Annotated in this window: 12 protein-coding genes; 7 read left to right on the forward strand and 5 right to left on the reverse strand. The window is 71.8% G+C overall.

The window, feature by feature from the left end; genetic code table 11:
- The first annotated feature begins 169 nt into the window (after positions 1 to 169).
- The 5 genes from AB0E83_RS07350 (at position 170) to AB0E83_RS07370 (ending at position 5,189) form a co-directional block, all read left to right on the forward strand.
- Complete coding sequence (locus tag AB0E83_RS07350; protein WP_362107297.1) at positions 170 to 1,486, forward strand: sugar ABC transporter substrate-binding protein; 1,317 nt, start codon at positions 170 to 172, stop codon at positions 1,484 to 1,486.
- Between the two features lie 4 nt (positions 1,487 to 1,490).
- Positions 1,491 to 2,381 (forward strand): sugar ABC transporter permease, encoded by an 891-nt coding sequence (locus tag AB0E83_RS07355; protein ID WP_362107300.1) that lies wholly within the window; start codon positions 1,491 to 1,493, stop codon positions 2,379 to 2,381.
- On the forward strand, positions 2,378 to 3,232 hold the full coding sequence (locus tag AB0E83_RS07360) for a carbohydrate ABC transporter permease (RefSeq protein WP_362107303.1): 855 nt from the start codon (positions 2,378 to 2,380) through the stop codon (positions 3,230 to 3,232). The genes AB0E83_RS07355 and AB0E83_RS07360 overlap by 4 nt, the downstream gene beginning before the upstream one ends.
- A gap of 34 nt (positions 3,233 to 3,266) precedes the next feature.
- Positions 3,267 to 4,286: a hydroxyacid dehydrogenase gene (locus AB0E83_RS07365; RefSeq protein ID WP_362107421.1), complete on the forward strand. Its 1,020-nt coding sequence runs from the start codon at positions 3,267 to 3,269 to the stop codon at positions 4,284 to 4,286.
- Between the two features lie 204 nt (positions 4,287 to 4,490).
- A complete protein-coding gene (locus AB0E83_RS07370) occupies positions 4,491 to 5,189 on the forward strand; it encodes an ester cyclase (RefSeq protein WP_362107306.1) in 699 nt (232 codons plus the stop codon).
- A gap of 62 nt (positions 5,190 to 5,251) precedes the next feature.
- Here AB0E83_RS07370 and groL read toward each other — a convergent pair whose 3' ends face one another.
- On the reverse strand, positions 5,252 to 6,880 hold the full coding sequence (groL, locus tag AB0E83_RS07375) for a chaperonin GroEL (protein ID WP_362107309.1): 1,629 nt from the start codon (positions 6,878 to 6,880) through the stop codon (positions 5,252 to 5,254).
- A 102-nt stretch (positions 6,881 to 6,982) separates the two neighbouring features.
- Positions 6,983 to 7,291, reverse strand: coding sequence for a co-chaperone GroES (gene groES, locus AB0E83_RS07380; protein ID WP_004955293.1), 309 nt, complete (start codon positions 7,289 to 7,291; stop codon positions 6,983 to 6,985).
- Between the two features lie 278 nt (positions 7,292 to 7,569).
- Here groES and AB0E83_RS07385 point away from each other — a divergent pair, with 278 nt between their 5' ends.
- Positions 7,570 to 8,094, forward strand: a complete 525-nt coding sequence (locus AB0E83_RS07385) for a DUF6234 family protein (protein WP_362107312.1) — start codon at positions 7,570 to 7,572, stop codon at positions 8,092 to 8,094.
- Here the strand turns inward: AB0E83_RS07385 and AB0E83_RS07390 are convergent.
- A complete protein-coding gene (locus AB0E83_RS07390; protein ID WP_362107315.1) occupies positions 8,085 to 9,011 on the reverse strand; it encodes a polysaccharide deacetylase family protein in 927 nt (308 codons plus the stop codon). The genes AB0E83_RS07385 and AB0E83_RS07390 overlap by 10 nt on opposite strands.
- A gap of 137 nt (positions 9,012 to 9,148) precedes the next feature.
- On the opposite strand from AB0E83_RS07390, the gene AB0E83_RS07395 reads away from it, so the two are divergent.
- Positions 9,149 to 10,324 (forward strand): class I SAM-dependent methyltransferase, encoded by a 1,176-nt coding sequence (locus tag AB0E83_RS07395; protein ID WP_362107318.1) that lies wholly within the window; start codon positions 9,149 to 9,151, stop codon positions 10,322 to 10,324.
- Here AB0E83_RS07395 and AB0E83_RS07400 read toward each other — a convergent pair.
- Complete coding sequence (locus tag AB0E83_RS07400; protein WP_362107321.1) at positions 10,269 to 10,925, reverse strand: hypothetical protein; 657 nt, start codon at positions 10,923 to 10,925, stop codon at positions 10,269 to 10,271. The two genes, AB0E83_RS07395 and AB0E83_RS07400, sit on opposite strands and share 56 nt — an antisense overlap.
- Before the next feature lie 47 nt (positions 10,926 to 10,972).
- A complete protein-coding gene (locus tag AB0E83_RS07405) occupies positions 10,973 to 11,824 on the reverse strand; it encodes a polysaccharide deacetylase family protein (protein ID WP_362107324.1) in 852 nt (283 codons plus the stop codon).
- Positions 11,825 to 11,860 lie beyond the last annotated feature (36 nt).

An 11,860-nucleotide genomic window follows, 5' to 3' on the forward strand; every position in this document is an offset into this window, starting at 1 on the left:
CTGACACTGCCGCCACCGCCGGCACTGTCGGCACCGCCGCCACCGCCACCGCCATCGCTGATCGATCTGATCTTTTTTCGATCATTCAATCTTTCGCTCTTGACTTCGTTCACGAACGGTCCCAGGATCACGGCCAACCCCGTCCGCGCCGCCGATCAGGAGCCGTGCCGTGAGCCTCAGTTGGAGCAGAACGTCCCGCGTCATAGCCGGCACCGCCACCGCCCTCGCCGTCCTCACGGCCTGCGGCGGGGGCGGTGACGAGACCGATTCCGCCGGCGGCGAGCCCGTCACGATCACCTTCTGGGGCTGGGCCAAGGGCACCAAGGACGTCGTCGACGCCTTCAACGCCTCCCACACCGACATCAAGGTGACCTTCGAGGAGATCCCCTCCGGCAACGCCGGCGGCTACGCCAAGATCTCCAACGCCGTGAAGGCCGGGAACGCCCCCGACCTCGTCTCCCTCGAATACCCCTCGCTCCCCGAGTTCGTCTCCTCCGGCGCCCTCCAGGACATCGGCGACGCCTTCACCGAGGCCGACCGCGCGAAGCTGCTCCCCCAGGCCGTCGAACTCACCACCCTCGGCGGCAGGTCCTGGGCCGTCCCCTTCGACGCCGCCCCGCAGGCCTTCTACTACCGCAAGGACCTCTTCGAGAAGCACAGGATCCAGGTCCCCACCACCTGGGACACCTTCAGGAAGGCCGCCGAACAGGTCAGGAAGGCCGACCCCGAGGCCCGGATCGCCACCTTCTTCCCCGACGATCCCACCACCTTCGAGGCCATGGCCTGGCAGGCCGGCGCCCAGTGGTTCAAGGCCGAGAACGACACCTGGAAGATCGACACCACCGACGCGGCCACCACCAAGGTCACCGCCTACTGGCAGGGCCTCCTCGACGACGGGCTCGTCCACAAGAACGCCTCCTTCAGCCCCGAGTGGACCGGCTCCCTCAAGAACGGCACCACCCTCGGCTACCTCGGCGCCTCCTGGGGCGCCGGCGTCCTCAAGGGCACCCTCCCGGAGCAGGCCGGCAAGTGGGCCGTCGCCCCCATGCCCAGCTGGGACGGCGAGCCCGCCTCCGGCATGCTCGGCGGCTCCACCTTCGCCGTGCCGAAGAACAGCACGAAGAAGGCGGCCGCCGTCGAGTTCGCGAAGTGGATGGCCACCACCGAGGAGGGCGTGAAGGCCCGCATCGCCTCCGGCACCTCCAGCGCCTTCCCCGCCGCGGCCGCCCTGCGCCCCGCCGCCAAGAAGGCCTTCGACGCGGGCTTCTACGGCGGCCAGGACATCTACGCCCTCTTCGAGGCGGCCGGCGCCTCCATCCGCCCGCAGTGGTCCTGGGGACCCACCACCGGCACCACCAACACCGCCATCAAGGACCGCTTCGGCGCCGTCGCCCCCGGCGGCCCCACCCTCGCCGACGCGGTGAAGGCCGGTCACGACGCCACCGTCGCCGAGCTCACCAAGCGCGGCCTGAAGGTCGAGGGCTGAGCACGTGAAGGCCCGCACCCGTGCCGCGGCACTCCTGCTGACCCCGTTCTTCCTGCTCTTCACCGCGGTGCTGGTGGTGCCGATCGGCTACGCGGTCTGGCTGAGCCTTTTCACCGAGAAGCAGTCCGGACTGGGCTTCGGCGGCTCCGAGACCGTCTTCACCGGCCTCGGCAACTACACCGCGGCACTGGGTGACCGGGCCTTCCGCGAGGGCTTCGGCGTGCTGCTCGGCTACTGCCTGCTCTACCTGCCGCTGCTGCTCGGCGGCGCCCTCGGCCTCGCCCTGCTGCTCGACTCCGCCCTCGCCCGCGCCCGCCGCTTCTTCCAGCTCGCGCTCTTCCTGCCGCACGCCGTGCCCGGCATCATCGCCGCCCTGATCTGGGTCTACCTCTACACGCCCCAGCTCAGTCCGGTCGTGAAGGCGATGGAGGCCGGCGGGATCGGCTTCGACTTCTTCTCCCCCGAGGGCGCCCTGCCGTCCGTGGTCAACATCGCCCTGTGGGAGTGGCTCGGCTACAACCTGATCATCTTCTACGCCGCCCTCCAGGCCATCGACCGCTCCGTCCTCGAAGCCGCCACCGTCGACGGCGCCGGCGCCTGGCGCACCGCCTTCTCCGTCAAGATCCCGCTGCTGCGCGGCTCCCTGGCGATGGTCGGCCTCTTCACCGTCATCGGCTCCCTCCAGCTCTTCACCGAGCCGCTGATCCTCAGCAGGGGCACGGGCTCCGCCGTCACCTCCACCTGGACGCCGAACATGTACGCGTACTCCGCCGCCTTCGACCGCAACGACTACGGACTGGCCGCGGCCGCCTCGATCCTGCTGGCCCTGACGGCCGCGCTGCTGTCCTTCGCCGTCACCCGCCTCACCGGGCGCCGGAAGGAGAAGGCCGCGTGAACACCCGCCCCGCCCGCTCCCGCTGGCTGTCGAAGGGCGCCGTCAACGGCGTCCTCCTCCTCGCCACCTGCTACATGCTCTTCCCGCTGGTCTGGCTGGTCACCGCCGCCACCAAGGACGCCGGCGGCCTGCTCGCCGGGAACGCCTTCTCCTTCGAGGGCTTCGACCTCGGCGGCAACCTCGCCCGGCTCGCCGAGTACCACGACGGCCTCTACTTCCGCTGGTACCTCAACAGCCTGCTCTACGCCGGCGTCGGCGCCGCCGCCTGCGCGCTGATCAGCGTCGCCGCCGGATACGCCTTCCACGTCTACGACTTCCGCGGCAAGGAGAAGCTCTTCGGCCTCGTCCTGCTCGGCGTCCTCGTCCCCACCACCGCGCTCGCCCTGCCGATGTACCTGCTCGCCAGCGAGATCGGCATCGTCAACACCTACGCCGCCGTGCTGCTGCCGGTCCTCGTCAACCCCTTCGGGGTCTACCTCTCCCGGGTGCTGTGCGCCGCCTACGTGCCCGACGAGGCGCTGGAGGCCGCCCGCATCGACGGCGCCGGCGAGATGCGGGTCTTCTGGTCGATCGGGCTGCGCACGGTCATGCCGGGGTTCGTGACCGTCTTCCTCTTCCAGTTCACCGCCGTCTGGAACAACTTCTTCCTGCCGCTGGTGATGCTCTCGGACCAGAAGCTCTTCCCGCTGAGCCTCGGCCTGTACGCGTGGAACAGCAACGCCCACGCGGAACCCGACTACTACCCGCTCGTCGTCACCGGCTCCCTGCTCGCCGTCGTCCCCCTCGTCCTCGCCTTCGTCTCGCTCCAGCGCCACTGGAAGGCCGGCCTGACCGCCGGCAGCGTCAAGTGAGGAGCACCGCCACGTGAGGAGCACAGGCCCCGCCATGCACCCGACCACCGACCCCCGCCCGGCCCTCCTGCTCGCGATGGGCCCCGGCGTCGCCGACCGCCTCCTCACCGACGCCCACCGGGCCCGCCTCGCGGCCCTCACCCGCACCGACCCGCGCCTGGTCGCCCACGACCTGACCGCCCCCGGCCCGAAGGCCGCCGCCGCCCTCGCCGAGGCCGAACTCCTCCTCACCTGCTGGGGCGCCACCCCGCTCACCCCGGAGGTCCTGGCCCGCGCGCCCCGGCTCAAGGCCGTGGTGCACGCGGCCGGTTCGGTCAAGCACCACATCACCGGCGCCTGCTGGGAGCGCGGCCTCCGGGTCACCTCGGCGGCGAGCGCCAACGCCCTGCCCGTCGCCGAGTACACCCTCGCCGCGATCCTCTTCGCCGGGAAGCGGGTGCTGCGCGCGGCCCAGCGGTACGCCGGGCTCCGGACCGGCCACGCCTGGCTCGACGAGGCCGCCGACTGGGGCAACTACCGCCGCACGGTCGGCATCGTCGGCGCCTCCCGCATCGGCCGCCGGGTCGTCGAGCTGCTGCGCCCCTTCGACGTCGAGGTGCTGCTGTACGACCCGTACCTGACCGCTCCCCCGCCGGGGGCGCGCCTCGCCGGCCTGGACGAGCTCTGCTCCCGCAGCTCGGTCGTCTCCGTGCACGCGCCCCAACTCCCGTCCACGTACCGGATGATCGGGGCCCGCCAGCTCGCCGCCCTGCCCGACGGCGCGACCCTGATCAACACCTCCCGGGGCTCCCTGATCGACGAGGAGGCGCTGCTCCCCCACCTGACGGCGGGCCGCCTGCACGCGGTCCTCGACGTGACCGACCCCGAACTGCCGCCGCCGGACTCCCCCCTCTACACCCTCCCGAACGTCCTCCTCACGCCCCACATCGCCGGCTCGCTGGGCAACGAGCTCCACCGGATGGCCGACCAGGCCCTGGACGAGATCGTCCGCTACACCCGGGGCGAGCCCTTCGCGGAGGAGGTCAAGGCCGCCGACCTCACCCGGTCGGCCTAGGTCGTCTCTTCCGGATCATGCCGGGCTCGCGACGCCTGGCACGCACGCTCGCCGCGTTGTCGTCGGTCGCCGATGCTCCGCATGGACTCCCTCCTCCGCCTTGCGAGCGCACGCACCAGACGCCGCTCCCTGATCCGGCCTGATCCGAAAGAGACGACCTAGACTGGAAGGGTCCACCCGCGGCTTCGCCCGTCGGAGGCGGCCATGACCTTCGTGCAGATCATCGAGTGCAGGACGAGCCGGGTCGAGGAGCTCAACCGGCTCATGGACCGGTGGGTCGAGGAGACCCGGGGGAAACGGACCGCCACCCGCGGCATCGTCGGGACCGACCGGTCCGACGCCTCGCACGTCGTGGAGATCGTCGAGTTCCCCTCGTACGACGTGGCCATGCGCAACTCGCAGCTGCCGGAGACCGACCGGATCTTCCGGGAGATGGTGGCCCTCTGCGACGAGATGCCGACCTTCACCGATCTGGACGTGGTCCGGGACGAGGCGCTGTACAAGGCGAACGCGCGGCAGCTGTTCGAGCGGCTGGCGGACGGCACGGACGTGGCGCTGCTCGACGTCCTGCTCGCCGAGGGCTACCACGACCACGATCCGGCGAACCCGCAGGACGCCATCGGGACGGACGCGGTCCGGCGCGAGGTGGAGGAGTGGCGCGCCGGCTTCGACTTCGCGTTCACCGTCGAGGACCAGATCGCCGACGGCGACCGCGTGTGCACCCGGTGGAGCTGGAAGGGGACCCACGTCGGCGACTTCATGGGCCTCCAGCCGACCGGCATGGAGGTCACCATGACCGGCACCACCGTCCACCGCTTCGGCGACGACGGCAAGATCGTCGAGGGCTGGTGGCAGTACGACCTGCTCGGACTGATGAACCAGCTCGGCGCGGTCGAGGCGTAGGGAGAGACACCGAGGCCCGGTGCCCCCGCGACGGGAGCACCGGGCCTCGCGACGTTCACACGTCAGTGGGAGTGGCCGTGACCGTGGCCGTGACCGTGGTCCGCCGGCTCCTCCTCCTTCTTCTCCACCACGAGGGTCTCGGTGGTGAGGAGCAGGGAGGCGATGGAGGCGGCGTTCTCCAGGGCGGAGCGGGTGACCTTGACCGGGTCGATGACGCCGGCCTTGACCAGGTCGCCGTACTCGCCGGTGGCGGCGTTGAAGCCCTGGCCCTTGTCGAGCTCGGCGACCTTGGAGGTGATGACGTAGCCCTCCAGGCCGGCGTTCTCGGCGATCCAGCGCAGCGGCTCGACGGCGGCGCGGCGGACGACGGAGACGCCGGTGGCCTCGTCGCCGGTCTTGCCGAGGTTGTCCTCCAGGACCTTCACGGCGTGGACGAGCGCGGAGCCACCACCGGAGACGATGCCCTCCTCGACCGCGGCGCGGGTCGCGGAGATGGCGTCCTCCAGACGGTGCTTCTTCTCCTTCAGCTCCACCTCGGTGGCGGCGCCGACCTTGATCACGCACACGCCGCCGGCCAGCTTCGCGAGGCGCTCCTGGAGCTTCTCGCGGTCCCAGTCGGAGTCCGTGGTCTCGATCTCGGCCTTGATCTGGGCGACGCGGCCCGCGACGTCGGCGGAGTCGCCGCCGCCGTCGACGATGGTGGTGTCGTCCTTGGTGACGGTCACGCGGCGGGCGGTGCCCAGCACGTCCAGACCGGCCTGGTCGAGCTTGAGGCCGACCTCCTCGGCGATGACGGTGGCACCGGTGAGGGTGGCCATGTCGCCGAGCATCGCCTTGCGGCGGTCGCCGAAGCCGGGGGCCTTGACGGCCACGGCGTTGAAGGTGCCGCGGATCTTGTTGACGACGAGGGTGGAGAGGGCCTCGCCCTCGACGTCCTCGGCGATGATCAGCAGCGGCTTGGAGCCACCGGACTGGATGACCTTCTCCAGGAGGGGCAGCAGGTCCTGGATGGAGGAGATCTTGCCCTGGTGGATCAGGATGTACGGGTCGTCGAGGACGGCCTCCATGCGCTCCTGGTCGGTGACCATGTACGGCGAGAGGTAGCCCTTGTCGAAGGCCATGCCCTCGGTGAAGTCGAGCTCCAGGCCGAAGGTGTTGGACTCCTCGACGGTGATGACGCCGTCCTTGCCGACCTTGTCCATCGCCTCGGCGATGAGCTCGCCGACCTGCTGGTCCTGCGCGGAGAGCGCGGCGACGGCGGCGATGTCGGACTTGTCGTCGATCGGGCGCGCGGTGGCGAGCAGCTCGTCGGAGACGGCCTTGACCGCGGCGTCGATGCCCTTCTTCAGGGCGGCCGGGGAGGCGCCGGCGGCGACGTTGCGCAGGCCCTCGCGGACGAGCGCCTGGGCGAGGACGGTGGCGGTGGTGGTGCCGTCACCCGCGATGTCGTTGGTCTTGGTCGCCACCTCCTTCACGAGCTGGGCGCCGAGGTTCTCGTACGGGTCCTCGATCTCGACCTCGCGGGCGATCGTGACACCGTCGTTGGTGATGGTGGGGGCGCCGAACTTCTTGTCGATGACGACGTTGCGGCCCTTGGGGCCGATCGTCACCTTCACCGTGTCGGCCAGCTTGTTGACGCCGCGCTCAAGGGCGCGACGGGCGTCCTCGTCGAACTTCAGGATCTTCGCCATGGGAGCGATTCAGCCCTCTCGGAAATCGGGTGGAAAAACAAACCGCGCCCCTGGACGCCCGTGGAGGGGGTCAGGGGCGCGGTTCACTGCACGTACGTCGTCTTACTTCTCGATGATCGCGAGCACGTCGCGGGCCGAGAGGACGAGGTACTCGTCGCCGTTGTACTTGACCTCGGTGCCGCCGTACTTGCTGTAGAGCACGACGTCGCCGACCTTCACGTCGAGCGGAAGGCGCTCGCCGTTCTCGAAGCGGCCCGGGCCCACGGCGAGGACGGCGCCCTCCTGGGGCTTCTCCTTCGCGGTGTCCGGGATGACCAGGCCAGAGGCCGTGGTCTGCTCGGCGTCGAGCGGCTGGACCACGATGCGGTCCTCGAGCGGCTTGATGGCAACCTTGGAGCTGGCGGTCGTCACGATCCGACCTCCCCCTTCGGAGATCTCGCGGGGTTAACTGTCTGAGGTGGCGACCAGGTGGATCCGTCGTCGCGGGTGCCGGACCTGCCCGTCGCTGTGTTGGCACTCTCCACTGGGGAGTGCCAGAGCCGAGACTATGACCGCGATTAGCACTCGGTCAAGCGGAGTGCCAATTCCTCACTCCGTGGCGGTTCCGGAAGGGCGCGGCGGGGCCGCGATCGGGTCTCGATCCGGGGAACGCGCGAGCGGATCACGGGGTTCCGTACGAAGGTGCCCCCATGGCCGCGTCCCGTCCCCCCGCCCCCACCGCCCTCGACGTCGCCCTCGCCGTGCTGCTGCTGGTGATCGACGCCGCCGCGCTGGGGATGCTCCTGCTCCTGACCGCGCTGGCGGCGCTGAGTTCGGGCGCCCCGGAGCATCCCGGGCAGCGGGCGGCGGGCGTCCCGCCGCCCTGGTGGTTCGTGGCGGCCATGGCGCTGATCGCCCTGTCCGGTGCGGCGCTGTGGCGCGGGGGGTGGTTCTGGGCGGGCGGGACGCAGATCGTCGTGGCGGTCCTGCTCGCCGGCGCCGCCCTGCTCTCCGCGGCCGAGGACCGGCTGCGCGAGGGCGCCCCCCGGCCCGTCCCCGGGGCGTCAGCCCCGGGAACCCTCCGCCCGGACGGTCTCCCCGTCCGGGCCGCGGTCCGCGACCCGCTCCACCGCCTTGCGGCCGAGGCGTTCGAGCGGGTCGACGGCGGAGGCGCAGCCGGTGAGGCCGAGGAGCAGGGCCGCGACCACGAGCGGGCGGAGCCGGCTCATACGTAGTCCTCCAGCTTGCCGACCGCGTACCCCTTGGACGTGATCACGTTCATCACCCGGCGGACCATGTCCGGCATGCTGCCCTTCCAGTCCTCCTCGCCGCGGAAGTGGGTGAGGACGATGTCGCCGGGGTGCAGGTCCCGGTCCCACTCGCGCCACTCCATGTGGTCGGGGAAGGCCTCGGAGGCCCAGAGCGGGACGGCCTTGACGCCGCAGGACTTGGCGGCGCGCAGGGTGTCCTCGTTGTAGTTGCCGTACGGCGGCCGGAAGAGCTCGGGGCGCTTGCCGTACTTCTTCTCGATGACGTCCTGCATCCCGCAGATCTCCCGCTTCTGGCGCGCGTAGGAGAGTCCGGGCAGGTACTTGTGGTTCAGGGTGTGGTTGTGGAGGGAGACGCCGCGCGGCTGGGACTTCTGCATCTTCGCGAAGTAGCCGTAGTCGTCGCTGACCACGTAGTCGCTGAGGAAGGCGCTGTACGGGATGTCCAGTTCGCTCATCATGCGGATGAGCTCGGGGTCCTTCTCGGCGCCGTCGTCGATCGTCAGGAAGACGACCTTCTCCTTGGTGGGGACGGTGGTGAAGACGGGCGGCAGTCCCTCGCCGTCGGTCTCGAACCCCTTCCGGGTGGTGATCCTCGGCTTCGTCCTCGGCGGGGCGGGCGCCTCCAGGGGCGTCAGCTTGAGGCCCCACTTCTTCGCGGCGGCGGCCCGCCGCTTCGCCCGCGCGGCCTTCTGCTCCGCCGCCACGGCCTTCTTCTCCCGGGCGAGCTGGGCGGCGGACTTGGCGGGGGCCTGCTGGCCGGCGGCGGGGGCCGGGGCGCCGGGGGCGCCGGGCTCGGCGCCGTCCCCGCAGGCGGCGGTGGAGGTGAGCGCGGCGACGAGGAGTGCGGCCCCCAGGGCGCGGCGCGAGCCACCCTTTGTCATCATTTCTTCCTTTTGTCGTACGACCGGTATGGCGCCGCATCCTGTCAGCGCGATCCGCCCGTCCGGCCGCGACACCGCCGTGGCGGCCCCACCGTCCCCCGCCCGGCCCACAGCGCACCCCCGGGGAGAATGGGACGGTGACCGACCTCGCCGCCTTCGCCGCCCTGCTCTCCCCCGAGGGCCAGACGCTCCTCGCCGCCCTGCGCGACTACGACCCCGCCCAGGAGCTGGCGGTCGCCTCCCGGCTGCGCCGCGACCACCCCGCCGAGCTGGTGTCGGCCGCCCTCGGCCAGGCCCGGCTGCGGCAGCGCGCGGTGGCGAAGTTCGGCGCGGAGGACGCGTACCGCATGTACTTCACGCCGAACGGCGTCGAGCAGTCCACCCGCGCCTCCGTCGGCGCCCACCGCGCGGCCCGGCTCAAGGAGCTCGGCGTGACCAGTGTCGCCGACCTCTGCTCCGGCATCGGCGGCGACGCGCTCGCGCTCGCCCGCGCCGGCGTCTCCGTCCTCGCCGTCGACCGCGACCCGCTGACCGCCGAGGTCGCCCGCGCCAACGCCGCCGCGCTCGGCCTCGACGGCCTGATCGAGGTCCGCTGCGCCGACGTCACCGAGATCGACACCCGCCCGTACGACGCCGTCTTCGTCGACCCCGCCCGACGCGGCGGCCGGGGCCGGATCTTCGACCCCGAGGCGTACTCGCCGCCGCTCTCCTGGGCGATGGACGCCGCCCGCAAGGCCCCGCACGCGGCCCTGAAGATCGCCCCCGGCATCCCGCACGAGACCGTCCCGGACGAGGCCGAGGCCGAGTGGATCTCGGACGGCGGGGACGTGAAGGAGGCGGTGCTCTGGTTCGGTACGGAGCCGGGCGCCCGCCGCGCCACCCTGCTGCCCTCCGGCGCGACCCTCACCGGCCGGGGCCTGCCCGACCCGCCGGTCCGCCCGGTCGGCCGCTACCTGTACGAGCCGGACGGCGCCGTCATCCGCGCCCACCTGGTCGCCGAGGTCGCCGAGGAGCTGGACGGCGGCCTGATCGACGCGACGATCGCCTACGTCACCGCCGACGCCCTGACCCCCACCCCGTACGCCGCCGCCTACGAGATCACCGACGAACTCCCCTTCAACCTCAAGAAGCTGAAGGCCCTGCTGCGCGAGCGGGAGGTGGGCAACCTGACGGTGAAGAAGCGCGGTTCGGCCGTCGAGCCCGAGGAGATCCGGCGCAAGGTGCGGCCCAAGGGCCCGAACGCGGCGACGGTGCTGCTCACACGTGTCGCGGGCGCCCCGACGATGCTGATCGGCCGGCCGGCACGAGCCTGAGCGCCGTCCGGAAGTGCCCGACGGCCTTGAAGAGCCCGATCAGGCCGTTGATCCAGAAGATCAGGGCGACGCCCATGCCGTACGCGACGAGGCCGTAGCCCTCCGACGGGCTCGCCGCGGCGGGCACGGCGAAGCCCAGCCACAGCCCGAGCCCGCACAGCACGGTGGAGACCACCATCCAGCAGGCGCTCAGCACCGGCCGGCGCAGCCGCGCGTCCGTCGGCCCGTGCCGGTCCAGGGCCGCCCACAGCAGCAGCCGCTCGCGCGCCACCCGGTCCCGGCGCACCCCGCGCACCGCGAGCCACACGCCCGGCACCATCACGCCGAGGCCCAGGAGGGCGGCGATCAGCCCGACGAAGAACGCGATCGGGTCGAGGATCGCCCCGTGGCCCAGCTCGACGAGCAGCACGCCGGTCATGCCCCAGCCCAGCTGGAGCACCAGCACCGCGCCCGCGAACAGCGCGAACCGCCCGCCCCCGAGCAGACGCCGCGTCAACTCCCCCAGGGCCAGCGCCCGGTCGGCGAGCAGCGCGTCCCGGTCGGGCCAGCTGCGGAGTTCGGCGGGCGGGGGCGGCGGGGGCAGCGGTATGCGCGAGGACATGCCCCGCACCCTAGGCCGTCTCTTCCGTCGCGTCCGGCCCGGTGGCCTCAGACATAGTCCTCCAGGCGGGCCACCGTGAAGCCCTGTTCCTGGATCTTCCGCAGCATGGTGGCGGTCATCTCGGTCATCGTGCGGCCCTTGAGCTCGGAGGGGCCGCGGAAGTGGGCGAGGACGATGTCGCCGGGGCGGAGCTTCCGGTCGCCGCGCTGGTACTGCATGTTCTTGATCTGCATGGACTCGCGCCAGAGCACGATCGCGTCCACCCCGCAGCTGCCGGCGGCGGCCCGGGTGGCCTCGTTCCAGTTGCCGAAGGGCGGGCGGAAGAGGCGCGGGGCGGTGCCGTACCGCTTCCGCAGCTTCTCCTGCTGGCCGCAGATCTCGCGGCGCTGGGCCTCCGGGGAGAGGGTGCGCAGGTTCGGGTGGGTGAGGGTGTGGTTGGCGAGGCCGTGGCCCTGGGCGACGAGCGGGTCGAAGTAGCCGTAGTTCCCGCTGATCACCGAGTCGGTGAGGAACATCGTGAAGGGGACGTCCAGTTCGTCCATCATCCGCACGAACGCGGGGTCCTTCTCGGCCCCGTCGTCGATGGTGAGGAAGACGACCTTGTCGGTGGTCGGGATGTCGCTGATCACCGGGACCGGGCCGCCGGGCGTCCGCTTCACCGGCTTCACGGCGGGCGGGGCGGGCGGCGCGGGGAAGGGCTTGAGCCCCCACCTGCGGTACGCGGCCGCCCGCGCCGCCTCCGGGGCGGGCGCCGGCTCCGGGGCGGCGGCCTCCGACGGCGTCGCCGGGGCCGCCACCGGGGCCGCCACCGGGGCCGGGGCCGGGGCCCCGGCCGTACAGCCCGTCATCAGGAGGGTCACTGCGGTCAGCGCCGCCCACACCGCGATCGACTTCTTCACGGGCTGTGGGATGCCCGATCGGATCGAAAGGTTGCC

It is taken from the genome of Streptomyces sp. NPDC035033, assembly GCF_040636735.1.
Lineage (GTDB): Bacteria > Actinomycetota > Actinomycetes > Streptomycetales > Streptomycetaceae > Streptomyces.

Coding starts and splice junctions, on each gene's coding strand:
- AB0E83_RS07400 (WP_362107321.1), bottom strand. CDS start 10,925: ATGTCCTCGCGCATACCGCTGCCCCCGCCGCCCCCGCCCGCCGAACTC.
- AB0E83_RS07385 (WP_362107312.1), top strand. CDS start 7,570: ATGGCCGCGTCCCGTCCCCCCGCCCCCACCGCCCTCGACGTCGCCCTC.
- AB0E83_RS07370 (WP_362107306.1), top strand. CDS start 4,491: ATGACCTTCGTGCAGATCATCGAGTGCAGGACGAGCCGGGTCGAGGAG.
- AB0E83_RS07365 (WP_362107421.1), top strand. CDS start 3,267: ATGCACCCGACCACCGACCCCCGCCCGGCCCTCCTGCTCGCGATGGGC.
- groL (WP_362107309.1), bottom strand. CDS start 6,880: ATGGCGAAGATCCTGAAGTTCGACGAGGACGCCCGTCGCGCCCTTGAG.
- AB0E83_RS07390 (WP_362107315.1), bottom strand. CDS start 9,011: ATGACAAAGGGTGGCTCGCGCCGCGCCCTGGGGGCCGCACTCCTCGTC.